Raw genomic sequence first — 23,905 nt, 5'->3', positions numbered from 1 at the left:
CCGCCTCTCGGTCGATGTTCGGGGACGTCAGGTGATGTCGGAGCCCGCCAGCGCCGCCAGTTCGTCGGTGTAGGCGCTGCCGAGCCCCCGCAGCAGTTCGAGCGTCGCCGCGGCCTCCGCCTCGTCGATCTTCGACATGGCGAAGCCGACATGGACGAGCACCCAGTCGCCGGGACGCACCTCGCCCGGCCCGAGCAGGCCGGTGTTGACGGCGCGCCGGACCCCGGCGACCTCGACCATGGCGAGATCGTCACGGTCGGCCGAGAGTTCGACGATCTCACCGGGAATGCCGAGACACATTCGCCGTGCCGCCCTTCCCGCTCACATGCGCTCCATCTTGAGGTAGCGGCGCATCGCCGGGATCTCCCTGTAGATCAGCGTCACCAGTCCGGCGGTGGCCAGACAGGCCACCGCGATCCGCACTTTCCGCATGTCGTCTCTCCTTTTCTCGGGACGCCGGGCCCGGGTCAGCCGGGTGGCAGGTTCGGCATGACCGGCAGGATCGGGTCCCGCTTCTTGGGCCGGATGCCGGTCGACCGCCGCGAGTCGGCGGTGCCGTCCTTGTGGTGCCCGACCTCGTTGGCGTAGGCGCTCTTCTCGTTGCCCTGCCGCACGCCCTTGGTGTGCGAAGGCGTGTCGGGGGCGACATCGGGCTTACCGGTACGGATTTCCGCCATGGCTAACTCCCCTCTCGTGACTCACGCAGCCGGGTGAAGAAGGCCTCCACGTCCTTCCAGACGCGGTCTCCTCCGGACAATCCCGTCCACGCTTCCTTGATGACGGCGACGAGCCGGTAGCAGTCGTCGATCGGGACGATCCACTGTTCGTCCGTCTCGCCGACCGAGCTGATGAGCAGGGCCTCGACCACGGGCAGCATCGAGGCCAGGTCAGGGTTCCGGGAGGTGACGGCCGTCCAGGCGGACGGGTCGACCGTCCAGGTGGCGGCGCCCATCGGGCCGGGATACCGGGCGGTGACGGTGCCGTCCGGCCCGATCGTGAAGAAGGCGAGCCGCACCGGAACACCCAGGTCGGCGGACGTGACGCCGGCCAGCCGAACCCTGCGATCCGGCACCAGTCGATAGTGACCGAACCCCGCCCCGTCCTTCTCGAAGAGCAGGGCGCAGGCGCGGCAGGCGCACTCCGGTTCGCCGGTGCGCTCGTCCAGGACATGGGCATGGCCGTCCGCGACGGGCAGGTCGCACAGGCCGCACCTGTCGCCGTCCTCCCGCGTCCGGTTGGACGATCTCATGATCACGCGGCTGAACGCTCCGGTCGTCATGGGCCGCCGTCCACGGAGATCGGCGGCCGGAGCAGCGCCTCGACCGGCACGAACGCCTTCGCCGCAGCGGGAGCGTCCGGGACGGTGACGCGGACGCCGTCCAGTTCGGGAGCCACGGCCAGCACGGCCTCCCGCACCACGTCCTCGACGGGTTCGGCGCCGCAGCCGCACCCGCCTCCCGTCCCGCCCGTCAACCGGACCTCGGCCGTCCGCTCCCGGATCTCGACGATTTCCGCGTCCACGCCCTTGCGGCCGAGTTGCGGCCGGAGCGCCTCCAGGGCACGGGCGACGCGCCCCTCGACGGGTTCGGGATGGACACCGTGCAGGACGAAGAGATGCCCGACGAGTTCGTCGTCGAGGAACGCCTCGACGAGCCGGGTGTCGCCCGAGACGCGGTCCATCACCCGCGCCAGCGCCTCCCCGTACACCTCGGTGAGCAGGGTCACCGCGTCCAGCGCCGTCTCGGCCGTCGCGCCGGGCGTCCGTTCCAGCAGGCCCAGCGTCTCGTCGAGACGGTCCAGCCGCCCGGCGATCGCCGCCCCGTCGAGGCGGCGCGCGCCGGGACCCGAGGCGGGATCAGCCATGCGTCGATCCGAACATCGGCGAATGCAGCTTCTTCAACGTCCGCCCTCCGCCGAGGTACATGTGCACGCCGCAGGGCAGGCACGGGTCGAAGCTGCGGACGGCGCGCATGATGTCGACGCCCCGGAAGTCGTCCGGCCCGTTCTCCTCGAAGATCGGCATGTCCTGGACGGCGTCCTCGTACGGGCCGGGCGTGCCGAAGCTGTCGCGCGGGCTCCCGTTCCACGGCGTCGGCGGATACGGGTGATAGTTGGCGATCTTCCCGTCCCGGATCACGAGATGGTGCGACAGCACGCCGCGCACCGCCTCGTGGAACCCGCACCCGATCGCCTCGTCGGGCACCTCGAAGTCCTCGAACACCTTGGTGTCGCCCGCGCGGACCAGGCCGAGCGCCTGCTCGACGAAGTGCAGCGCCATCGCCGCCGCGTAGGCGACGAAGTAGGAGCGCGCCCGGTTCCGTTCGAGGGCGTTGGACCACTGCGGGATACGCCATTCCAGCGTCGTCTCCGGCAGGTCCCGGCCCTTCGGCAGTGAGATCTGCACGCTGGACCCGGTCGATTTCACGTACGGGGTGTCGACCATGTTCGCCAGCGCGGTGGTGTAGAGCCGCGCGAACGGCCCGCCGCCGGTGTCGAGGGCGAGATGCTCGTCGGTCCCGGGACGCAGCCAGCGGGGACTCATCACCCAGCTGTACTTGTCGTCGAAGTCGCGCTTCTGCGGCACCGGCAGTGTGGTCTGGTTCCACGGGTGGCGCATGTCCACCGGATTCCCGAGCGGGTCGTGGGTGACGAAGGGCTCTTCGTTCACCCAGTCGTCATAGAAGGAACTGCCGAGCAGAATGCGGATGCCGAGGTTGATGTCGACGAGGTCGGTGGTGAGGAGTTCGCCGTCCACGACGACGCCGGGGGTGACGAACATCGCCTTGCCCCACTGGTTCATCGTCTCGTACCTGTAGTCGACGACGGCAGGGTCCTGGAACGCTCCCCAGCAGCCGAGCATGATGCGGCGGCGCCCGACCTCCTCGTATCCGGGCAGCGCCTCGTAGAAGAAGTCGAAGACGTCGTCGTTCATCGCGACGGCCTTCTTGACGAAGTCGATGACGTCCATCAGCCGGGAGAGGTAGTCGGTGAAGACCGTCGGGGTCGGCATCGTGCCGACACCGCCCGGATACACCGTCGACGGGTGCACGTGCCTGCCCTCCATCAGGCAGAACATCTCCCGTGTGGTGCGGCTGACCTGGAGCGCCTCCTTGTAGACCGCGCCCTCGAACGGGTTGAAGGCCTCCATGATCTCCGCGATGGTCCGGAAGCCGTGCACCGCCGCGTTGGGCGCCTCGGTGTCCCTGGCCCGCCGCAGCACGGACGGGTTGGTGTCCTTGACCATCGCCTCGCAGAAGTCGACGAAGACGAGGTTGTCCTGGAAGATCGTGTGGTCGAACATGTACTCGGCGGCCTCGCCGAGGTTCAGGATCCACTCGGCCAGCGGCGGGTTCTTGATGCCGTAGGCCATGTTCTGCGCGTACACCGAGCACGTGGTGTGGTTGTCGCCGCAGATCCCGCAGATACGGCTGGTGATGAACCCGGCGTCCCGCGGGTCCTTGCCCTTCATGAACACCGAGTAGCCGCGGAACAGCGACGAGGTGCTGTGGCACTCGGCCACCCGTCGGTTCGCAAAGTCGATCTTCGTGTAGATGCCCAGGTTGCCGATGATGCGCGTGATGGGGTCCCAGGACATCTCGACGAGTTGCCCCGGTTCGCTCCCGGCGGGCGCCTTTTCGGTCGTTGTCATCCGTGCGGTCCTCTCCTGCGGTCCTCTCCTGCGATCCGTGCTATGGCCGCCAGCGCGGGTCGTAGCCGCTGGTCAGAAGCTCACGGTTGTGATGCCACTTCGGCTCCTTGTTCGCCGTGACGTTGGTGATGCCGCGCATCCGGCGGATGAAGGTCCCGTACGGCTTGATGAGGGTCGTCGAGAGGCTGCCGCCGGGCGGGGCGTCCATGAACGGCATGAACTTGTCCGGGAAGCCCGGCATGGTGCAGCCGATGCAGATGCCGCCCACGTTCGGGCAGCCGCCGATGCCGCCCATCCAGCCGCGTTTGGGGACGTTGCAGTTCACCACCGGCCCCCAGCAGCCGATCTTCACCTGGCACTTCGGCGAGTTGTAGTCCTTGGAGAAGTCGGCCTGCTCGTAGTAGGCGGCGCGGTCGCAGCCCTCGTGGACGGTCTTGCCGAACATCCACTGGGGGCGGAGCTTGTCGTCCAGCGGCGGCGGGGGAGCGTCACCCGCGGCGTGGTAGAGCACCCAGGTCAGCGTCTCCATGAAGTTCTCGGGCTGGACGGGGCATCCGGGCACGTTGACGATCGGCAGCCCGCCCGCGGACCTGAAGTCCCAGCCGAGATAGTCGGCGAGGCCCATGCACCCGGTCGGGTTGCCCGCCATCGCGTGGATTCCGCCGTAGGCGGCGCAGGTGCCCGCGGTGACGACCGCCCACGCCTTCGGCGCCAGCCGGTCGATCCACCAGTTCAGCGTGAGCGGCTCGCCGGTGTCCTGGTCGTTGCCGAACGACGTCCAGTAGCCGTCCCCGTTGATCTTCTCGTTGGGCACCGAGCCCTCCAGGACGAAGATGAACGGCTCCAGTTCGCCCTTCACCGCCGCCCGGAACGGGGCCAGGAACTCCTCCCCGCCCAGAGTCGGCGAGAGCACCTTGTTGTACAGGTTCACCTTCGGCAGGCCGGGGATCAGGCCGTTCACCACGTCCTCGATCGCCGGTTGGCCGGAGGCCGTGATCGAGACGGTGTCGCCGTCGCAGCTCATCCCCTCGGATATCCACAGGATGTGGATCTCGTCGAATCCCTCCGCGCTCGTCATGCCCTACCTCCTCGTGTCCGGGGTGTGCTGGACGTTCCGGTCGGCGACGCCGTCGGCGGCCTCTTCGGCGGGAGCGTCCACGGTGATCGATTCCAGGACGACGTCCTCATGGCCCGCGCTCGCCACGTCCACGGCCCCGCACGCCGGGCACGCGGCGAGGGCCACGGCGCTGTTGACCGGCGTCTCGGCGCGGCAGCGGCGGCAGTGGACGCGCAGCGGCTCCAGTACGAGGTCGACGCCCGCGCCCTCGGCCACGGTGCCGAGCGCGGCCATCCGCACGCCCTGCTCGATCACCTCCGGGTCGACCGGGTGCCCGCCGACGCGGACCCGCATGGCGCGCACCTTCCGGTCTCCCGCCCGCCGCACGGCCGCCTCGACGATGGCCTCGCACATTCCCAGTTCATGCATGCGCCCGCTCCGGATCCGTACTCGTGGTCTTGTCGCTCGCGGCCTCGTCGCACGCGAGGTCGGTCACCATGCGGACGGCCTCGTCCACGGCGGCCCGCACGGGCTCCGACAGGTCCATGCGCTCGTCGACGACCTCGGGACGGCAGCCCACCACGAACACGCGGGGCAGGTCGCCGCCGAGCCGGCGGAGCAGCCGCAGCACGGCCACGGGATGCATGCCGTGCCCGTCGACCGCCGGCGGGCCGAGCGGATCCTCGGGGTCGGCGCCGGTCTCCGTGTCGTCGACGGACGCCGCGTTCACCTCGATGACGGCGAGGGTGCCGGATGGTCCTTCGACGGGTACCGCGTCCACCATGATCAGAACGTCATGCCGGCCGTCGAGCAGCTCGTACGCCAGATGGACGCCGCGGACGCCGTAGTCGGCGACCTCGACGTTCGCCGGGAGGGCGGAGCCGTCCATCCGCCGGACGACCTCCACGCCGAACCCGTCGTCGCCGAGGAACACGTTCCCGATCCCGGCCACCAGGACCCGCCGTTCCACCGTCCCGCTCATCGCTCGGCCTCCGCGGGCAGGGGCTCCACCTCGGCGGGGGAGAAGTAGCGGAAGCGTCCGTACCAGCGGTTGAGGTCGGCGGCGGGATCGTCCTCAACCGTGACCGCGAGGTGCGTGGCGTCGTCCACATCGCTGAGCACCGCCTCGACCTGCGCGGTTCGGCCGTCCAGGAACCGGTCCTGGGGATCGACGCCGCGCTTGCGGGGCCGCAGCCGCACCCGGCTTCCCCTGCGGACGGGCACGCCCGCGACCATGACGACGCCGTTTCCGGGCGGCTCCTCCGAGCCGGGGCCCGCCACGGGCCGCAGCGACCGGACGGCCCCGTGCAGGCGCGCGAAGACCTCCGGCGGCATCGACTCCGTCCGGTCCAGGATCTCGGCGGCACGCGGATCGGTGGCGCGCGCCTCCCGCTTCTCCGCGTCGGTCAACGTCAGCGTGCGCAACGAGAGGATCTCGTCGATCTCCGTCGCGTCGTGCAGATCGCCGGGGCTCTCCGGCGCGACCCGGGGGTGGTCGTACAGCAGGATCGGGGAGGAGAGGACCACGTGGTCGTCGCCTGGCGGGCCCGCCAGCACCGGGAACGTGTGGACGTTCGCGCACTCCTTGACCTCTGCGCCGGCCCATTCCGGCGGGTCCAGGGCGGACACGAACGAACCCTCGTCCACGCCCAGGAGCACATGGCAGGCGATCAGGGATTCGGCCAGGGCCTCGTCGCGGGACGCGTCCGGCGGCGTCACCCCGCCCGTGTTCGCCACGCGGACGCGGAGCCGGTAGACCTCGCGTGGGTCGTCGCCCCCGCCGATCCGGGTCGCCGACACCGTCACCGTGGCCGTCACCGGGTGTCGCCGGCGCCGCACACGGCCGAGGGGGCGGCCCTCGTCGTCGGCAACCTGCCCGGTGTCCAGGCCGCCCGGGGCCTGGACGTCGAACTCGCGGGCGTCGTCCAGGACGTCCCGCAAGGTGAACCACAGGTCGAATTCCTGCGGCAGGGCCTCGTCGAACGCGAACTCCAGCCGTGTGCCCGAGGACAACGTGTCGACCGGACGGTAAGAGCCGTCGGCCAGCCGCTCCTCCACAGTTTTCCGTTGAAGCTGGAGAAAGCGGACCTGGCAAAGGACTGTTTCGTCCGGAATTGCCTGCAGCAGGCATTCGGTCTGCTGCCACGGAGCCTCGATCGACCCGGCCACGCCCGTGTCGGTCAGCCCCTGCGCCCGGGCCCACGCCGGCGGGACGACCACCCCGAACTGCCAGCGCACACGATTCTTGCCTGACGAACGGCGATAGGGATAAAGGAGATACCCCTCATAAAGAATCGCGTCGGCGACTTCTCGGGCATACTCCAGTGAAGGCACTTCTCCGGTATAGCAACCGAGATCGAGCCCGGTAAGTGAGCACGTCCAGTAGGTGATTCCGGCACCCACACCGTGCGGGTGTCACGACGCGGCGGGGGCCTCGCCGTGGGTGCGCCACCAGTCGGCCGCCGCGTCCACGGCGAGGCCGGTGGTCCAGATGACGGCCGGGTCGTCGGGCAGCAGGCGTTCCCGCAGCGCGTCCCGCATCGGGTAGGAGATCGCGGCACCGGACGTGGGGACGGCGTCGCCGAGGACGTCGGCGGGGAACTTGCAGACCGCGACGGCGTCCGCCAACTCCAGACCCGTACGTACGGCCAGGTCGCGGACGGTGGCGGCGGCGTCGATCGGTGCCGGGCCCCGCTCCGCCAGCAACCGGAGGAGCCGCACGACGCGGTCGGCGGTGCCCCAGCAGGGAACGGAGGCCTTGATCGTTCGCCAGCCGGGCAGCTCGACCGGATGGAAGGTTCCACCGGGCGCGTACTCCATGGCCGTCGCGGTCCGGTCGTGCCGCTGGTAACCCGAGATCAGCAGGGCGCCATCGGGGGTGCGCCAGAGCTGTCCGGGTGCCTGCGCCTCCATTTCCCTGTCGACCATCTGTCGTTCGGCGTTGGACTGCTCGTCGCCGCCCGCCGGGGTGAAAGAAAGCATTCGGCAGGCCGCCACGCCCTCACCGATCGGAGCATTGGCCCACAGGCGCAGAACGTCAAGAATCTCTTGGCGTTGCTCCTCGGAAGTCCACGGCAGGACGGCCGGAAGCGCATAGCCCGCCAAGGTCCCCATGCCGGCGCCCACATACCCGCCGGGCGGCAGGGAGATCGTCCGGACGAGGTAGGGCTGTTCGGTCGTGGGCTCGTCGGTCGTCGCCGACTCCAGCGCGCGGGCCAGCAGCCGCTGGCGCACAAGCCACCTCGCCCGCGCCATCGTGGGCGCGAAGGGAAGGTCGGGATCCGCCGGTGAGACCAGCGCGGGCAGTCCCGCAGGTTGCGGACGTCCGATCCGACCGCGCAACTCGATGCCGAGAAGGAGACACTCGACCGCCATACCAGCCGCTTCGAGAACACCGTCCCGAAGAGCCGGATCGGTCACCTCTGGCAGCACGGCCGCCAGCGCGCCGGTGGCCGCGCCCGGTCCGCTCAGCGTCGCCTCCAGCAGCCGCGCCGCGCCCTCGCGGTCGAGACGCCGCAGCGCGGCCGAGCCGTCCGGGTCCATCGGGGCTCGCCGCGACCACCAGCCGGGCGGCGGCACGAGCCCACCCTTCCCGCTCATCACGGGCGAGTACGACAACCGGGTCGTGCGGGTCCCGTCGGGCGCGGTGACGGTGATCTCGCCCCGGCTCAACCGGACCTCGCTCGGCCCGGCGGCGCCCGGGAACGTCACCTCGGCGGCTCCCGGCGCCTGGGGTCGCGCGGTGGCGGTCTCGGGATCCAGGGTCAGCGCAACGGTCTCGTCCGTCCGACCCTCGACCCGGAACGTCTGCCAGCGACCCTCCTTGATCCGTGACAGGAGGCCGGTCGTGCCGTCGTACCAGGGCAGCAGCCCTTCGGGCAGTTGGGGAAGCCGCACCATCAGGCTGTCGTCGCCGCTGACGGACGCGTAGGCGTGCCAGGAACGTTCCGTGATGGTGAGATGGCCATGGTGCTGGATGATCGTCCGGCCGGCTTTCGGGGACTTGTGCGGCACACCGTCGCCGGGCACACCCAGTTCGGCGGGAATCCCCCCGCGCAGCGCCGCCAGCAGCGCGTCCACGGGATCGGCGGGCTCAACGGATTCGAGGACGTCCGGCTCCAACTCAAGAAGACCGCCGGGCCCGGTGATCCGCACCAACTGGTGCAAGGCGTTGTGCAGGAAGGGAAGGTCACAACGACCCGCGTCAGCCGCCCAGGCGCCCACGGTCTCGCTCAGCACCTCCCGGGTCTCCGGCAGATCCCACAGCGCCTTCACCGTGGCCGCGTAGTCGACGTTGCCGAAGTACCCGAGGTCGCGGACGAACGCGTCCAGCAGGGCGGCGAAACGCTCGCGTCCTTCCGGCCCGGACGCCACGTCCGCGGCCAGTCGCCCGATGTCGAAGTCCGATGCCCACCAGCGGGGCGAGTCGGAGTTGAACTCACTCTGCGGAATGATGTGCCGGTAATCGGGCGGCGGAACCGCCGGATCCGTCTCCTCGCCGACCACCACCTCGGCCCCCGGGAACAACCGATCCCCGGCCTGGTCGACGAGTCTCAGCAGAACGGAAGCCGCGCAACCGCGTCCGGTGGTCCCGAACCACGCCGCCGGCAGATGCGCGCCCGCTCCGCTCTCGGCCAGGCACTCGAACCACATCTGCCGGATCTTCTCGGCGACCTCCTCGCCGCTCTCCTCCTCGTGCCCGGCACGGTCGGGCTCGGCGGCGATCAGCAGTTTCATCAGGTCGTCGTCCCGTCCGGCCACCACCGCGAGCGGCTCCCGAGCGGCCGCCCAGATCTGGTGGGACGCGATGGGCACGAGCCCGGCGCGCAGCAGCCGCTCGGCGAGGAACGCCTCCTCGTCCCGCTTCTTGATCTTCGCGCCACGAGCCAGCGTCCGCAGGTCGGGAAAGATTCGGGCATACGGGACGAGCCCGGCGTCGAATCCCGCGCAGATCACCGCGCGGAACCGGGCGTGCGCCTCCTCGCCCGACAGCTCCGCGGCGAGCAGCTTGGCGTAGTCGCGCAGCGCCGCCGGTCCGACGCCGCCCGCGGGCACCAGTTCGAGGAAGACGTCCTGCACCCGATCGAGGTCGAGCAGCGCGGGATGGTTCTTCTCGACCTTCCGCGCCTGCCCGAACGCCCAGAACGCCAACTCGGTCTCGCCGGCCCGCACCAGTTCCCGGCAGGCCTGCTCGAAGAACGGCGCCAAGTCGGCGGCGGGCAACGGCTCCGCGGCCTTGGTCAACATCCTCTTGGCGCCGGTGGGCCCGGCGGCGACGAGATCGGCGGGTGCGGGCAACTGCGGAAACTGAGTCATCGCGTCCTTCGTCCTTGAACGACCTTGAAACCCTGCGACGATCCACCCGCGTGATCGGTTCCGCCCTGTGGGGAGCCGCACCTGATCATGGTGTCGCTCGCGTCGTGGCCGCGAACGCCGGTTGCGGCGGTGTCGCCTCACCGGCGGGCGCGGCGATCACCGGTGGCTTCAGGAAGCCGGTCGCCCAGGCGACCGGGATCGTGACCACGGCGATGACCAGCCCGGTGACCACGGGAGCGGCCGCGCTGTACTCGTCGATCGCGACACCACCGCTGAACGCCCCGAAGGCGATACCGATGTTGGCCGCGGAGACCGGCAACGACTGCGCGAGCTGGCCACCGGGCCCGGCCAGGGCGATCACCCGGACCTGAAGCGAGGGCACGATGCTGTAGAAGCAGAGCCCGAAGGCGAGCAGCGCGACCGGTTGGAACGCGGAGGGCGGGTGTGGACGGTGCGACTGGCGGACGGGCGGCTTCAGGTGCAGGCCGGGGAGACGACGGCGGCGGACGCCTCACTCCGCGCGGAGCCCAAGACTCTCAGCACCCTGCTGGCCGACCCGTCCGCGCTCGAAAAAGCATGTGACGACGGCAGCATCACCGTCGTGGGAGACCTGTCGGCCATCCGCCGCCTGCTGCACGCGGGTTCCGGACGGTGACGCCTGTCGTGCCGCGTTTCGGCTATCGCGGGTGGCGTGCCGTGGGGATGGGCTGGGGGCGCCATGCCGTCGCGGCCATGGCGAGCGTGAGCCCGGTGAGGACCGACCAGTAGCCGAGGAGCTGGGTGCTCGACGGCGGGTGGGTCAGCGGGGTGATCGCGCCGGGCAGGACGTAGACGGCCCCGGCCAGGGCCCAGCGTGGGGTGCGTGCGACCGCGGTGGCCAGCACTCCGGCGAGCAGGAGGGCGCTCTCGGTGCCCGCCCTGACCAGTTGCCAGGTCTCGCCGTACTCGCGGATCCCGAACAGGTGGACGAGCGCCAGGGCGGCGGCGGGTATCACGAGCCACCACAATGGCCGCGCGCGCAGATCCCGGGGGCGACCCGCCACGAGTGCGACCGCCCCGATGGCCAGTACGCCGTAGGGGGCCAGCGAAACCCAGTTGTGGTACGCCGGTCCGAGGAACTGTGCCGACCAGGCCGTCGCCTCGGGGCCCACGAGCATGGCCCGGCCGGTGGAGAACGTCACGGCCAGGGCGAGCGGCAGGGCCACCGGTGTCCAGCCGCGCAGCAACGCCACGGCGAGCAGTGCCGAGACGGCCAGCCAGCCGGAAGGCGCGTGGTCGGCGATGCCGTACGCCAGATTGGCCAGCGCCAGCATCGACAGGCCGAGTTGTACGCCGTCCGCCCACCACGGCCCGGCGGTCGCGCGGGCCCTGGCCGCCCAGCCCGAGGTGAGGAGTCCGGCCGTCTCCCGTGGCGAGGGAAAGCGGCGCGGGGTGTCGTTCAGCAACGTGTCGAGCATCTCCGCGCCGTACTCGGCACGGTGATCCGGTGGGAACGCCCGCAGGAACAGTCGGTACCAGCGTTCGGTGAATGCTCCGCTCATGCTCCGGCCTCTCCCGTCAAAGGGGAGGTGCGGCTCATGACGACCTGGGCGGCCTGCTGCAACCGCTGGGCCTCCCGGGTGACGGCCGAGCGTCCGTCCTCGGTCAGCCGGTAGTAGCGACGCGGACGCCCCTGGACGGTCTCTTCGCCGTCCAGGACGACGAGTCCGTCGCGGGCCAGCCGGTCGAGAGCGCCATAGAGGGTGCCGACGGCCAGGCGGACCCGTCCGTCCGACTGCGCCTCCGCCCTCTTGATGATCCCGTAGCCGTGCACCGGACCGTCCAGTAGCGCGGCCAGCACGAAGTACGTGGGCTCGCTCATCACTGTGGTTCGCTTGACCATTCGCGAGACGATATATCGTCCAACGAAGTATTGCAAGCGGGTGCGATCACCTCGCGCCGGGGACGGCGCGGGTCAGGTGACGGATTCGAGGTGGGTGGTGATCTGTTCGGCGGTCTCTTGGAGATCTTGTAGCGGTTGGTGGGTGTCGGTGCCGCCGGTGTGCCAGGTGAACGTCTTGGGTTCCACCCAGATGTTCAGAGGCGCGGCGGTGACCAGGTCGCCTTGGCGGGTGGCCGGGACGCCGCGTTGCGTCAGGGCCTCGTAGAGACCTCTCGCCGCCTGGGACGGCGAGATCACGCGGGTCTCGGTCGGCCAGGGGAGAGGCAGGGCGATGGTGAACCAGACGCGTTTGCCCCTTGCCCTGGTCAGCCGGGAACGGGTGATGTCGGTGCCGGTGTCGACGCTCAGGGCGGCGACGATCGACAGGCCCTTGCCGTGTTCGTCCAGCGTGTCACTGGAACAGGCGGACGGCAGGGTCTCCCAACGGGTGTCGAAGACGGAGACCACCAGCTCCGGGGACGGGCAGGTGCGGGCCCAGATCCAGAGTTCGGGCGGTTCGGTGGTGCCCTCCGCGTGGATGTGGGAGTTCGTCGCCAGCTCCGAGACCGCGAGCTTGGCGTCCCGGATCACGTCCGGGTCGAAGTCGAGGGCGCGCATGGTCTCGGTGAGATGCGCGCGTGCCTGGTATGCGCAGCGGGAGTCCGTGGGGAGCCGGAAGACCTGCGCTCCGCCGTCACGTATGGTGTCGGGTCCGTCGATCGGCATCGGCCGCTCCTGTTCGACGTCCAATGCTCTATTTGACGGCTTTGCTACCGGGATTGTTTTCGTGCGTGTGGTCGCCAGGTCGTTCATGGGGTGGCCTCCTGTATCCGAATTATGGTTTCGGACGAGTTCGGCCGGTAACCGAACGGGTCAGGCTGTGTCGCGGTCGGCCAGCAGTGGCTGGTACGGGTCCCAGGTGGTCTTCGTGGCCTGGTCCCGTGCGCGGCGGGCCAGGGCCGAGAGGGCTTCGAGAATGGCGCGGTTGGCGAGCATGCTGGTGATGTCGGACTGGTCGTAGGGCGGTGACACCTCGACCAGGTCGATGCCGACGACCGGCAGTTCGTAGCAGACGCGGCGGATCGAGTCGAGAAGCTGCCGCGCGGTCAGACCACCGGGTTCGGGGGTGCCGGTCCCGGGGGCGTGGCCCGGGTCGCACACGTCGATGTCGACGGAGAGGAAGACGCCGTCACAGTCGTCGGTGGCGATGGCGAACGCCTCGGTGAGGCAGTCGTCCAGGCCGCGGTGCACGATCTCGGTCATCTCGTACGACCGCATCTCCTGCGCCGCCATCCATTCCAGCGTCTCGGGCCCCGGCCAGTAGCCCCGCAGTCCGATTTGGAGGAATCGGTCACCGCGGACCGCTCCAGACTCGAGGAGTCGGCGCATGGGCTGGCCGTGGCCGATCAGGGAGCCGAACTCGATGTCGCCGGTGTCGGCGTGCGCATCGAAGTGGATCATGGAGACCCGGCCGCGGCCGACATGTTCGGCGACGCCGGACGCGTCCGGCCAGGCGATGGTGTGGTCCCCGCCGATCACCAGGGGCAGCGCCCCGTTGGCCGTGATGGTGTACACGGCGTGCCGCAGTCTCTGGACGGCGGTGTCGGCGTCGCCGGAGAACATCTCCACGTCACCGGCGTCGTAGACCCGCAGGTCCTTCAGCCCGTCGACGCGCATGGCGAGCGACGGCCGTGACCCGTCATGGGCCAGGTAGCAGGCCTGGCGGATGTACTGGGGGCCGAAGCGCGTCCCGGCGCGGTGGGACGTGCCGCCGTCGAACGGCGCGCCGAGGATCACCACGTCGGCGTCGGCGTAGGTACCGGGTTCGGACCAGTCGCACGGGTCGACGCCGAGGAAGGTGATGTCGGGACCGAACTGTGCGCCGTAGCGGGTCATCGCGAACTCTCCTTAGTCGTTCATGTGTCGCAGGGCGTCGAGCATGGCGGCGAGACCGAACTCGAACGCCTGGTCGGAACGGGTCGCCGAGGCGGCCTGGGCGGTCAGGGCCTGGGACAGGTGCGGTGCCTGGACGTCCGGCGGGACCTCCCACATGACCTCCGGCGCGGCCAGGTCCAGCGCGGAGCCGAGCAGGAAGTTCTCCAGCGCGGTGAAGGACGGCATGATCTGCTCCGGGGGCACCCCGGCCTGGCTCAGCAGCTCGGCGATCTTGTCGTAGACCGCGACGACACGGGGCGCGTGCACGGTGCTGGTGGCCAGGAGCGGGATAACGTGCGGGTGGGCGGCGAAGGCGGCCCGGTGGGCGCGGGCGTAGGCGTCCAGGGCCCGGTCCCAGGGGGTCAGGTCCAGCAGCGTGTTGTCGATCTGTTCGTCGATCTTGCCGCGCAGCAGTTCGATGACGCCGGCCCGTCCGTCCACATGGTGGTAGAGCGACGGTGTCTGGACGCCGAGCCGGCGGGCCAGTCCGGGCATGGTGAAGTTGCCCTCCTCGTCGACCAGTTCCAGCGTCGCGGTGGCGATCCGGTCATGGTCGAGCAACGGCTTGCGGGGGCGGGCCATCTGACCTCCTTCATCGATCCGTGATGTGAACCGTCTGGTGTGACCTGGCTCATCGGCCCTAGCATGGCAGAAACCTAAACCTAATAGATTTAGGTTACATGCAACACGGAGGTGGGGTCCATGGCCACTGCGGCAGGACCACAGACAGAGCTGAAGCGCGGTGTGCTCGGCACCGGCGCCATCACGTACTACGTGGTGTCGGCCGCCGCGCCGCTGATGATCATGGCCGGGGTGGCGCCGCTCGCCATCCTGGCCGGGGGGATCGGGGCCGCGGCCGCGTATCCCATGGCGGGGGTCGTGCTGGCGATCTTCGCGGTCGGCTTCACCACGATGTCGCGATACGTCAGTGGGGCCGGCGCGTTCTACACCTATGTCACGCGCGGGCTCGGACGTCCGGCGGGTGTGGCGGCGGCCGTGCTCGCCCTGATGTCCTACAACTCGCTGCAGATCGGCATGTACGGGCTGCTCGGCGCGTCCGCGAAGAGCACCGTCGAGTCGCTGACCGGCGTCATCCTGCCCTGGCCCGTCTACGCGATGATCGGTATCGCGGTCGTCTGGTACGCCGGATTCCGCAGCGTCGAGTTCGGCGCCAGGCTGCTGGCGATCCTGCTGGCCGCCGAGACGCTCATCCTGGTCGTGCTGGCCGTGGCCGTCGTCCTCGACGGCGGACCGCACGGCCTCGGCCTCGATCCCTTCGAGCCGTCGCACGTGCTGAGTTCGCAGACCAGCGCCTCGCTGACGTTCGCGTTCGCCGCGTTCATCGGCTTCGAGTCGACCGTGCTCTACCGGATGGAGGCCCGCGACCCCCGCAGGACGATCCCCCGGGCGACGTTCGCCGCGGTCGCCTTCCTCGGCATCTTCTACGGCTTCATCGTCTGGATGATCGTCCAGGCGTACGGGGCGACCGGGGTGATCGACGCCGTGCTCGGCAACCCCGAGGGGCTGTTCTTCTCCGCGGCCGAGATCTACGTCGGGGACTGGGCCTCCGACGTGATGCACGTGCTGGTGGTGACCAGCCTCATCGCGTCGCTGGTGGCGTTCCACAACGCGATCAACCGGTACGCCCTCGCCATCTCCCAGGACGGGCTGCTGCCCAAGTGGCTCGGCGTGACGCACGCCCGCACCCGCTCGCCGTACCGGGCCGGAATCCTCCAGACCGGGCTCAGCGTGATCGTGGTCGGCGCGTTCGCGTTCACCGACGCCGACCCGACCCGGCAACTGCTGATCTGGGTCAACACGCCGGGGCTGTACGGGCTCATCCTGCTCCAGGTGCTGGTGGCGCTCGCGGTCCCGATGTTCTTCCGCCGCATCACCCACCGGGAGAACCCGCTGGTGACGCTGTGGACCCCGATCCTGGCGGCCGTGCTGATGACGGCCGCGCTCTACCTGGCGATCGACAAGACCGCGCTGCTCACGGGCGCGTCCACCCGGGTGAACGTGCTGATCGTCGGCGTCGTCCCGGTCGTCGTCGCCATCGGGCTCGGGCTGGCGGCCTGGCTGCGCCGCAAGCGTCCCGAGGACTACGAGCGGTTCGGCCAGGACGACCCCGACCCGGTCGACACGCTGTCCGAGCCGGCCCCCTGAGACGTCCCCGCTGAGAAAGGACCTTCATGACCAACGCCGAGACCTTGCTGGTCGGCGGAACGGTGTTGACCCTCGACCCCGCCGATCCGGTCGCCACCGCGGTCGCGATCAAGGACGGGACCATCGTCTGGGTGGGCGACGACGCGGGCGCCCTCGACTGGCGCGGACCCCGCACCACCCTGCTCGACCTGGACGGCGGCACCCTGACCCCGGGGCTCGTCGACGGCCACATGCACCCCGTGTACGGCGCCGACGCGGCGGGCGCGATCGACCTGTCCGGCTGCCGGACCCTTGACGAGCTGCGCGACACGCTCGCGTCGGCCGCTCGGCGCGTCGGCCGGGGCGAATGGCTGGAGGGGCACTCCCTCGACTTCAACATCTTCGCGGGACGGCGCGTCGGCCGGGACCTCATCGACGACGTCGTCCGCGAGGTGCCGACCTTTCTTCGCCTTTTCGACGCGCACTCCGCCCTGGTCAACTCGGCCGCCCTGGACATCGCGGGAATCACCGGCCCCCGCGAGTTCCAGCAGCGCGCCGAGATCGTCTGCGACGCCGACGGCAGGCCCACCGGGCATCTGCTGGAGCACGCCGCCATGGACCTGGTGCACGATCTCATCCCCCCGATCGATCGGGACGTGCGCCGTCGATACCTGCTCGACCTGCTCTCGTCGATGGCCGCCACCGGCCTCACCGGCGGGCATGTCATGGACGGGACACCCGACGCCCTCGCCCTCATGGCCGAGATCGAGAAGGACGAGGACCTGCCCCTGCGGCTGCGGTTCGCCCCCTGGTGCATGCCCGGCGACGATCTCGACGTCGTCCGGGCGCTCCAGGACGAGCGCGGCCGCCGCTGGTCGGTGGGGGGCGTCAAGCTCTTCGTCGACGGGACGATCGAGGGCGGCACGGCCTGGCTGGAGGAACCCGACTGCCACGGCGAGAGCACCGACTCGTTCTGGCGTGACCCGGCCGAGTACACACGGGTCGTGAACACGCTGGCCGCCGAGGGAATCCCGACCATCACCCACGCGATCGGCGACGCGGCCGTGAAACACGTGCTGGATTCCCTGGAAACCGCGGAAAGGACGACCGTCCGGCATCGGATCGAGCACATCGAGACGGTCAGCCAGGCCCAGATCGACCGCTTCGCGGCGCTCGGGGTGGTGGCGTCCATGCAGCCGGGGCATCTCGCGTACGCCCGCGCCGACCAGAGCGACACCTGGTCGCACCGGCTCGGTCCGGAACGGGCGGGACGCGCCTGGCGATGTCGTGACCTGCGGGACGCGGGCGCGGCGCTGGTGCTCGGTTCGGACTGGCCGGTCGCCCACTACGACGCGCGGGAGACGCTGGTCGCCGCCCGCGCCCGTACCGTCCCAGGTTGGGGAGCCGCGCCGCTCAATCCGGCGCAGGCTCTGACGCCCCGGATGGCGCTTGAGGGGATGACCACTCATGCGGCGCTGGCCACGGGTGATCCGTCCAGGTCGGGACGGATCGTTCCCGGGGCCCGGGCCGATCTCACGGCCTTCACCGTCCATCCGCTGCGGGCCACCGCGGACGAGCTGGCCGAGGCGCCCATCCGGTTCACCCTGGTGGACGGCCGTCTCACCTACATCAACGACCACTAGAAAGCGGCGAACCCCGCCCGGCTCTCCGGGCGGGGTTCTCGCCTTGCCGGGTCTAGAGCAGCCGTGTGGCGCTCGTGAGGGCGTCCCGCAGGATCTGTTCCATCTCGTCGAACTCCTGCCGGCCGCAGATCAGCGGCGGCGCGAGCTGGACGACCGGTTCCGCGCGGTCGTCGGCACGGCAGTAGAGCCCGCCCTCGAACAGCCGGGCGGACACGTGGTCGCGCAGAATCCGCTTCGACTCCTGCTCGGTGAACGTCTCGCGAGTGGAACGGTCCTTTACGAGCTCGATGCCGTAGAAGAAGCCCTCACCACGGATGTCGCCGACGATCGGCAGGTCGCGAAGCCTCTCCAAGGTCGCGCGGAACGCCGACTCCGTCTCGCGGACATGCCCGTACAGGTCCTCCCGTTCGAGGACGTCGAGGTTGGCCAACGCCACGGCACAGGAGACCGGATGCCCGCCATAGGTCGATCCGTGCATGAAGGTCGCGCCGTCCCGGCGGAACGGCTCCATCAGCCGCTCGTCGATCAGGACGGCGCCGAGCGGGGCGTAACCGGAGGTCAGGCCCTTGGCCGTGGTGATCATGTCGGGCCGGTAGCCGTACCGTGCGGAGCCGAAGGCGTGTCCGAGCCGGCCGAACGCGCAGATGACCTCGTCGGACACCAGCAGCACGTCATGCCGGTCGCAGATCTCGCGGACACGCTCCAGGTAGCCGGGCGGCGGTGGGAAACAGCCACCGGTGTTCTGCACGGGCTCCAGGAAGACCGCGGCGACGGTGTCGGGGCCCTCGAACTCGATGGCCCGCTCGATCTGGTCGGCGGCCCACCGGCCGAACGCCGCGAGGTCATCGCCGTGTTCGGGCGCCCGGTAGAAGTTGGTGTTCGGCACCCGGATCGTGCTCGGTACCAGCGGCTCGAAGTCCTGTTTGGCGCCGGGGATGCCGGTGATCGACAGCGCGCCCTGCGAGGTGCCGTGGTAGGCGAGCGAACGACTGATCACCTTGTGCTTGTACGGTTTGCCGACCAGCTTGAAGTACTGCTTGGCGAGCTTCCACGCGGTCTCCACCGACTCCCCGCCGCTGACGGTGAAGAAGACCCGGTTCAGATCACCGGGCGCGGCGGCGGCGAGCCGGTCGGCCAGTTCGATCGCGCTCGGATGGGCGTGGGACCAGAGCGGGAAGTAGGCCAGCCGCCGCGTCTGCTCGGCGGCGGCCTCGGCCAGTTCCTCCCTGCCATGACCGACCTGGACGGCGAACAGACCGGCCAGGCCGTCGATATAGCGCTTGCCTCGGGCGTCCCAGAGATGAACGCCCTCGCCTCGCACGATCACCGGGACGTCGGCGTCGTCCGCGGCGGAGTGACGGGTGAAGTGCAACCACAGATGGTCGATCGACGGGACGGCGGAGTGCCGAGCCGGCGCACCGGCGACCGAGGACACGTTCGTAGACATACTTACGTTATCGCATGTCAAACGCCAGAAACGCAAGTAAATTAGTGGAGATCTTGTCTCTGTACAACTAAATTAGTAGTCGATCACTGCGCCCGCCACTGATAGCTCTCCTTGCGCAGCTCCAGGTAGACGAAGGTCTCCGTGCTCGCCACCCCGGGGATCGACCTGATGCGGGTCGCCAGCACCTCGGCCAGGTGCGCGTCGTCCTCGCACACGACCTCGCAGAGGATGTCGTAGGTGCCCGCGCAGAGCACCACGTAGATCGTCTCGGGCATCTCCGACAGGGCCGAGGCGACCGGTTCCAGCGTGCCCTGCACCTTCACGCCGACCATGGCCTGCCGGCGTCCGCCCACCCGGATCGGATCGGCCACGGCGACGATCTTCATCACGCCCGCCTCCGTCATCCGCTGCACCCGCTGGCGGACCGCCGCCTCCGAGAGCCCGACCACCTTGGCGATCGTCCCGTAGGACCGGCGGCCGTCCTCCTGCAACTGCTCGATGATCTGCCAGGAGACGTCGTCGAGCTCCGGCATGGACTTCCTGCTCATGACCGCATCATCCCAGGACGCGGTCACCGCGGAAGAGCGCGAAGGCATCTATGCTTCGATATTAGTTGCTATTGACACGTCTCATGATGAATCTAGTAGCTTGATGGCTAGCTGACGACGGAAAACGCAAGCTTTGGCGACCTTTGGGCCCGCCGCGGACCAGGGAGGACAGGCCGGTGACGACCTTCACCAACTTCGTGGACGGCAAGCGACAGGCCGCCGCCGACGGACGCACGCTCGACATCGTCGACCCGGTGACCGAGGAGGTCTACGCGACCTCGCCGCTGTCCGGGGACGCCGACATCGACGCCGCGATGAGCGCCGCGGCCGAGGCGTTCGAGATCTGGCGCTGGACGTCGCCCGCCGAACGGCAGCGCGCCCTGCTCAGGATCGCCGACGCCGTCGACGCGCGGCAGGACGAACTGACCGACGTCGAGTGCGCCGACACCGGCAAGCCCCGGGCCCTCACCGCCGCCGAGGAGATCCCGCTGTGCGCCGACCAGCTGCGGTTCTTCGCCGGCGCGGCGCGCATCCTCGAAGGCCGCGCCGCCGGCGAGTACATGGCGGGGCACACCTCCTTCGTGCGCCGCGAACCGGTCGGGGTCTGCGCCCAGATCACCCCGTGGAACTACCCGCTGATGATGGCCGTGTGGAAGATCGCGCCCGCGCTGGCCGCCGGTAACACGGTCGTGCTCAAGCCGTCCGACACCACCCCGGCGTCCACCGCGCTCCTGGCCGAGATCTGCGCGGAGTTCCTGCCGCCCGGGGTGCTGAACGTGCTCTGCGGCGACCGGAGCACCGGCCGCGGCATGGTCGCGCACCCGAGGCCCGATCTGGTGTCGATCACCGGTTCCATCCGGGCGGGCGCGGACGTCGCCGCCACCGCCGCGCCCGGACTGAAGCGCACGCACCTGGAACTCGGCGGCAAGGCGCCGGTCGTCGTGTTCGGCGACGCCGACATCGGCGCGACGGCCGCGGGCATCGCGGGCGCCGCGTACTTCAACGCGGGCCAGGACTGCACCGCCGCCAGCCGGGTGCTGGTCGCCGCCGACGCCCACGACGACCTCGTCGCGGCGCTGACCGAGCAGGCGGCCATGACCCGCACCGGCGGCCCGTCGGCCCCGGACGCCACCTACGGCCCGCTGAACAACGCCGACCAGCTGGACCGGGTGGCCGGAATGGTCGACCGGCTACCCGGGCACGCGACCGTCCACCACGGCGGGACGCGCGTCGGCAACCGCGGCTACTTCTACGCGCCCACCGTCGTGTCCGGGCTGTGCCAGCAGGACGAGGCCAGCCAGACCGAGATCTTCGGACCGGTCATCACCGTCCAGCGCTTCACCGACGAGGACGAGGCCGTCCGGTTCGCCAACGGCGTCGAACACGGCCTGGCGTCCTCGGTATGGACCCGCGACCACGCGACGGCGATGCGGATGGCGGCCAAGCTCGACTTCGGCTGCGTGTGGATCAACACGCACATCCCCCTGGTCGCCGAGATGCCGCACGGCGGCTTCAAGCACTCCGGGCACGGCAAGGACCTGTCCATGTACGGCTTCGAGGACTACACCCGCATCAAGCACGTGATGAGTTCCCTCGCCACCCCCTGAACGAGTGCTCAGTCCTGGCGTTGGCGCTGAACCTGGAAAGAGAAATCGGTGCCACGGTGGTAATCCTGGGACAGCAGAATCGGCCTTCCCTCATCGTCGGTGTGTTCCTGGCTGAGAAGGAGCCAGGCGATGTCCGATGGCATTCCGAGTCGTTCTGTCAACGACGCGTCGAGGTGCACCGCGGAGACCGTCGCGATCGCCGCCGAGACCCGATGACCGGCCTGCTCGAAGAGCGTGAACAGGGACCCGGTCCAGTCGATCTCCGAGATCGGCTGCTCGAAGATCGCGCGCTCGAAGACGTCGACGCTGTAGACGACCGCGTCGTCCTCGTGTCGCCGCAGCCGTTCGAGCCTGATCACGGACCGGTTCGCGGGCAGCCGGAGCGCCGCGCGTTCGGTGGGTGAGGGCTCGTCGAGCGTGACCGACAGAACGGAGTTCGTGACCTCGAAGCCGCGGCTGGCGAGCATGTCCGTGACACCTTCGAGCCGGGTGAGCGGGCGCTGTAGCGCCGGCCGGGTGCGCACGAAACGGCCGAGGCCCTGCTGCGACTGGACGAGGCCTTCCTGTTCGAGGAGCCGGAACGCTTCGCGCACGGTCGTCCGCCCGACCTTGTGCCGGGCGATGAGCTCGTTCTCGCTGGGAAGCCGGTCGCCCGGCTGGAGACCGGTCTCGCGGATCATGCGTTCGAGCTCGTCGCGCAGCGCGTGCGGCAGTGACCGGCCGTCCTTCGGCTCGGACGGGGTGGACGAACGGCGTTTCACGGGCATGACATAGGTCGTTTCATTGAGGAATTCGGCGGGCGCGCGGAAAGAACGGCTAATTCGCTCTCGATTGCTTCGATGTCCTTCCGGGTCGGATAGGACGGGACGCAGAATCTTCCGGTCACGGAGTAGGACGCGACGGCGATCGCGGTCTGGCAGGAATGATACAGGGACTCGCCTTTGGAGAGTTCGGCCGCGAACGCCCCCGCGAATGCGTCCCCGGCACCTGTCGGATCGACCGCGTCGACCTCCGGGGCCGGCAGGTGCGTCGACGTCCGTCCGTCGAAGAGGGTCGCGCCGTTCGCGCCGTGGGTGACGACGACGGTGGGAACGCCGAGCCGGGCGCCGAGCGCCTCCGCCGGGGGCGGCGCCGGACGGTGCGCGCCCGTGCCGAGCAGGTCGTGTCCTTCGACATCGTTGACGATGAGAACGTCGATGTCGTCCCACGGGTCAGGGTGGTCGAGGAACTGTTCGACCGGGCTCGCGTTGCAGACGACGGCCGCTCGCGCCGCCGCGGCGGCGCGAGCGGCGTGCAGGCTGACCGCGAGAGGGATCTCTCCCTGGACGCTGAGCACGTCCCCGTGGACCAGGCGGGCGAGCGAACGGTCGGTGTCGGGCGGGCCGAGCGCGTCCGCGGCCCCGGGCCATGTGGCGACGACCTGGTTCGCGTCGTCGGCGACGAGGATGAAGCTGCGCCCGGTGGTCGTGTCGGGGACGCGGACGACTCCCGTGACGCCGACGCCTTCCCGACGGAGGAGTTCCCGCGCATGGTCACCGATCGCGTCGTCCCCGACCGAGCCGATGAAGTGGACGCGTACCCCCAGCCGCGCGGCCGCGACCGCCTGGTTCGCGCCCTTCCCTCCGTCGCTGTCGGCGAGCGTGTGCGCCGCCACGCTCTCGCCGTCACGGGGAAGGGCGCGGCAGTACATGAAGCTGTCGCGGATATAGGCGCCGAGGACGTGGACGGTCATGCGTTGATGCCCAACCGGAGCGGCGCGATGGAGGCCGCGTCGACGGTGACCTCCATGTCCGGGTGGTCGTGGGCGAGCGTCACCGGGTACATGACGTCGGGTTCGGCGGTGAGCAGGAGAACACGGACGATGAACTGCTTCCACGCGCCGCCATCGGTGATCAGGTGCAGCTTCCGGGCCGACAGGATCTCACTCATGCCGATGGTGATGGCCATGCGCGGGATGGTCTGGGTGTAGCCGCCGGTGGTGCGGTGCGAGTGCGCGACGATCGTGTCCTCCAGCAGCGGCACGACCCGCGTCCTGGACTCCCTGAACTCCTCGACCGAGTAGCGGTGCCAACGGGTGGTGGGCGGTTCGTTGAAGGCGAGGTGCCCCCGGTACCCGAATCCGGCGAAGCAGGTGTCGGCGCCCCCGGCGTCCCGCAACCGGCTCGTGAACGCGTCGGGGTCATGGACGTCCGGGTAGACGACGTTCTCCGGAGCCGGGCGAAGTTCGGGGTCCAGAAGGCCGTACAGGTTGCGGTCGCAGAACCCGCGGAAACTGAACGGGTGGTCGGGGCCCACCTGCCGTCCCTGCCAGTCGAGGAACTCGTCCATGTGGAAGGCCTGGACGTCCCGCCAGCCGATCCGCTCCTCGTTGCAGATCCGTGCCAGCAGCGGGTACTGGTTCTTCGGCCCGACGGGGAGGATCCATCGGGTGGGCCGGCCCGCCTCGTTGTTGGCCTTGATCTCGTCGGCCATGAGACGGGCCAGCCAGGAGTAGAGACCGTCGAGGTCCGGCAGCACGCGCACCTTGTGGCGCGACTCCTTGACCAACTTGTCGACGGGCATGGTGAGCTGCTCGGGGGTGAGGTCGTGGGCGAATCGTGCGAGGGGCCGCATCGGTGGTCCTGTCGTGTGTCGGGA

Annotated in this window: 26 protein-coding genes; 4 read left to right on the top strand and 22 right to left on the bottom strand. The window is 69.8% G+C overall.

From position 1 onward, the window contains the following. Positions 1-27 precede the first annotated feature (27 nt). The 12 genes from BZB76_RS01060 to BZB76_RS34490 form a co-directional block, all read right to left on the bottom strand. Positions 28-300 carry a HypC/HybG/HupF family hydrogenase formation chaperone gene (locus BZB76_RS01060; RefSeq protein ID WP_121432410.1) on the bottom strand — a complete coding sequence of 91 codons (273 nt, stop codon included), beginning with the start codon at positions 298-300 and terminating at the stop codon, positions 28-30. 21 nt (positions 301-321) lie between these two features. Beyond that, positions 322-432, bottom strand: a complete 111-nt coding sequence (locus tag BZB76_RS36590) for a DUF6893 family small protein (protein WP_420534755.1) — start codon at positions 430-432, stop codon at positions 322-324. 35 nt (positions 433-467) lie between these two features. Continuing rightward, positions 468-677, bottom strand: coding sequence for a hypothetical protein (locus BZB76_RS01055; protein WP_121432409.1), 210 nt, complete (start codon positions 675-677; stop codon positions 468-470). A gap of 2 nt (positions 678-679) precedes the next feature. Continuing rightward, the gene (locus BZB76_RS01050; protein ID WP_121432408.1) at positions 680-1,279 is read right to left on the bottom strand and encodes a DUF5947 family protein; all 600 of its coding nucleotides are present in this window, start codon (positions 1,277-1,279) and stop codon (positions 680-682) included. After that, complete coding sequence (locus tag BZB76_RS01045) at positions 1,276-1,863, bottom strand: NifU family protein (RefSeq protein ID WP_121432407.1); 588 nt, start codon at positions 1,861-1,863, stop codon at positions 1,276-1,278. Before BZB76_RS01045 ends, BZB76_RS01050 begins: the two co-directional genes overlap by 4 nt. After that, positions 1,856-3,649 (bottom strand): nickel-dependent hydrogenase large subunit, encoded by a 1,794-nt coding sequence (locus tag BZB76_RS01040; RefSeq protein WP_121432406.1) that lies wholly within the window; start codon positions 3,647-3,649, stop codon positions 1,856-1,858. Before BZB76_RS01040 ends, BZB76_RS01045 begins: the two co-directional genes overlap by 8 nt. A 40-nt stretch (positions 3,650-3,689) precedes the next feature. After that, positions 3,690-4,727: an NADH-quinone oxidoreductase subunit B family protein gene (locus tag BZB76_RS01035; RefSeq protein WP_121432405.1), complete on the bottom strand. Its 1,038-nt coding sequence runs from the start codon at positions 4,725-4,727 to the stop codon at positions 3,690-3,692. A 3-nt stretch (positions 4,728-4,730) separates the two neighbouring features. After that, a complete protein-coding gene (locus BZB76_RS01030) occupies positions 4,731-5,135 on the bottom strand; it encodes a hydrogenase maturation nickel metallochaperone HypA/HybF (protein WP_121432404.1) in 405 nt (134 codons plus the stop codon). Next, on the bottom strand, positions 5,128-5,688 hold the full coding sequence (locus BZB76_RS01025) for a hydrogenase maturation protease (RefSeq protein ID WP_211342769.1): 561 nt from the start codon (positions 5,686-5,688) through the stop codon (positions 5,128-5,130). The genes BZB76_RS01030 and BZB76_RS01025 overlap by 8 nt, the downstream gene beginning before the upstream one ends. Further along, positions 5,685-6,944, bottom strand: coding sequence for a hypothetical protein (locus BZB76_RS01020; RefSeq protein WP_246006688.1), 1,260 nt, complete (start codon positions 6,942-6,944; stop codon positions 5,685-5,687). Before BZB76_RS01020 ends, BZB76_RS01025 begins: the two co-directional genes overlap by 4 nt. Positions 6,945-7,121: 177 nt before the next feature. Beyond that, the gene (locus BZB76_RS01015; RefSeq protein ID WP_121432402.1) at positions 7,122-10,022 is read right to left on the bottom strand and encodes a hypothetical protein; all 2,901 of its coding nucleotides are present in this window, start codon (positions 10,020-10,022) and stop codon (positions 7,122-7,124) included. Between the two features lie 85 nt (positions 10,023-10,107). Continuing rightward, on the bottom strand, positions 10,108-10,404 hold the full coding sequence (locus BZB76_RS34490; RefSeq protein ID WP_170180462.1) for a hypothetical protein: 297 nt from the start codon (positions 10,402-10,404) through the stop codon (positions 10,108-10,110). Positions 10,405-10,464: 60 nt separating this feature from the next. Between BZB76_RS34490 and BZB76_RS34485 the strand changes: the two genes are divergently transcribed. Beyond that, positions 10,465-10,677: an alkyl sulfatase C-terminal domain-containing protein gene (locus BZB76_RS34485; RefSeq protein WP_170180461.1), complete on the top strand. Its 213-nt coding sequence runs from the start codon at positions 10,465-10,467 to the stop codon at positions 10,675-10,677. A 22-nt stretch (positions 10,678-10,699) separates the two neighbouring features. On the opposite strand, the gene BZB76_RS01005 is transcribed toward BZB76_RS34485, so the two are convergent. From BZB76_RS01005 to BZB76_RS00985, 5 genes are all read right to left on the bottom strand, one after another. Then, positions 10,700-11,563, bottom strand: coding sequence for a serine/threonine-protein kinase (locus BZB76_RS01005; protein WP_121432400.1), 864 nt, complete (start codon positions 11,561-11,563; stop codon positions 10,700-10,702). Continuing rightward, positions 11,560-11,904, bottom strand: a complete 345-nt coding sequence (locus BZB76_RS01000) for a PadR family transcriptional regulator (protein ID WP_246006687.1) — start codon at positions 11,902-11,904, stop codon at positions 11,560-11,562. The genes BZB76_RS01005 and BZB76_RS01000 overlap by 4 nt, the downstream gene beginning before the upstream one ends. A gap of 72 nt (positions 11,905-11,976) precedes the next feature. Further along, a complete protein-coding gene (locus tag BZB76_RS00995) occupies positions 11,977-12,669 on the bottom strand; it encodes an ATP-binding protein (protein ID WP_147449260.1) in 693 nt (230 codons plus the stop codon). 147 nt (positions 12,670-12,816) lie between these two features. Then, the gene (gene speB / locus BZB76_RS00990) at positions 12,817-13,839 is read right to left on the bottom strand and encodes an agmatinase (protein WP_121432397.1); all 1,023 of its coding nucleotides are present in this window, start codon (positions 13,837-13,839) and stop codon (positions 12,817-12,819) included. A 12-nt stretch (positions 13,840-13,851) separates the two neighbouring features. Beyond that, a complete protein-coding gene (locus BZB76_RS00985) occupies positions 13,852-14,460 on the bottom strand; it encodes a TetR/AcrR family transcriptional regulator (protein WP_121432396.1) in 609 nt (202 codons plus the stop codon). A gap of 120 nt (positions 14,461-14,580) precedes the next feature. Between BZB76_RS00985 and BZB76_RS00980 the strand changes: the two genes are divergently transcribed. Both BZB76_RS00980 and BZB76_RS00975 read left to right on the top strand, forming a co-directional pair. After that, complete coding sequence (locus tag BZB76_RS00980) at positions 14,581-16,044, top strand: APC family permease (protein ID WP_121432395.1); 1,464 nt, start codon at positions 14,581-14,583, stop codon at positions 16,042-16,044. A gap of 26 nt (positions 16,045-16,070) precedes the next feature. Next, a complete protein-coding gene (locus tag BZB76_RS00975) occupies positions 16,071-17,666 on the top strand; it encodes an amidohydrolase (RefSeq protein ID WP_121432394.1) in 1,596 nt (531 codons plus the stop codon). Positions 17,667-17,718: 52 nt separating this feature from the next. On the opposite strand, the gene BZB76_RS00970 is transcribed toward BZB76_RS00975, so the two are convergent. Next, positions 17,719-19,113 (bottom strand): aspartate aminotransferase family protein, encoded by a 1,395-nt coding sequence (locus tag BZB76_RS00970; RefSeq protein ID WP_121432393.1) that lies wholly within the window; start codon positions 19,111-19,113, stop codon positions 17,719-17,721. Positions 19,114-19,196: 83 nt separating this feature from the next. Further along, the gene (locus tag BZB76_RS00965) at positions 19,197-19,661 is read right to left on the bottom strand and encodes an Lrp/AsnC family transcriptional regulator (protein ID WP_121432392.1); all 465 of its coding nucleotides are present in this window, start codon (positions 19,659-19,661) and stop codon (positions 19,197-19,199) included. 176 nt (positions 19,662-19,837) lie between these two features. On the opposite strand from BZB76_RS00965, the gene BZB76_RS00960 reads away from it, so the two are divergent. Next, the gene (locus BZB76_RS00960; protein ID WP_121432391.1) at positions 19,838-21,268 is read left to right on the top strand and encodes a gamma-aminobutyraldehyde dehydrogenase; all 1,431 of its coding nucleotides are present in this window, start codon (positions 19,838-19,840) and stop codon (positions 21,266-21,268) included. Positions 21,269-21,276: 8 nt separating this feature from the next. Here the strand turns inward: BZB76_RS00960 and BZB76_RS00955 are convergent, their stop codons facing one another. From BZB76_RS00955 to BZB76_RS00945, 3 genes are read right to left on the bottom strand one after another with little or no spacing between them, the layout of a single operon-like run. Then, positions 21,277-22,035 carry a GntR family transcriptional regulator gene (locus BZB76_RS00955; RefSeq protein WP_121432390.1) on the bottom strand — a complete coding sequence of 253 codons (759 nt, stop codon included), beginning with the start codon at positions 22,033-22,035 and terminating at the stop codon, positions 21,277-21,279. Next, a complete protein-coding gene (locus BZB76_RS00950) occupies positions 22,026-23,000 on the bottom strand; it encodes a PfkB family carbohydrate kinase (protein ID WP_121432389.1) in 975 nt (324 codons plus the stop codon). Before BZB76_RS00950 ends, BZB76_RS00955 begins: the two co-directional genes overlap by 10 nt. Next, the gene (locus BZB76_RS00945) at positions 22,997-23,881 is read right to left on the bottom strand and encodes a sugar phosphate isomerase family (protein WP_121432388.1); all 885 of its coding nucleotides are present in this window, start codon (positions 23,879-23,881) and stop codon (positions 22,997-22,999) included. Before BZB76_RS00945 ends, BZB76_RS00950 begins: the two co-directional genes overlap by 4 nt. Positions 23,882-23,905 lie beyond the last annotated feature (24 nt).

Source organism: Actinomadura pelletieri DSM 43383 (genome assembly GCF_003634705.1).
GTDB lineage: Bacteria > Actinomycetota > Actinomycetes > Streptosporangiales > Streptosporangiaceae > Spirillospora > Spirillospora pelletieri.
The sequence above is the reverse complement of the archived record's forward strand: the minus strand, read 5'-3'. Positions and strand labels throughout refer to the sequence as shown.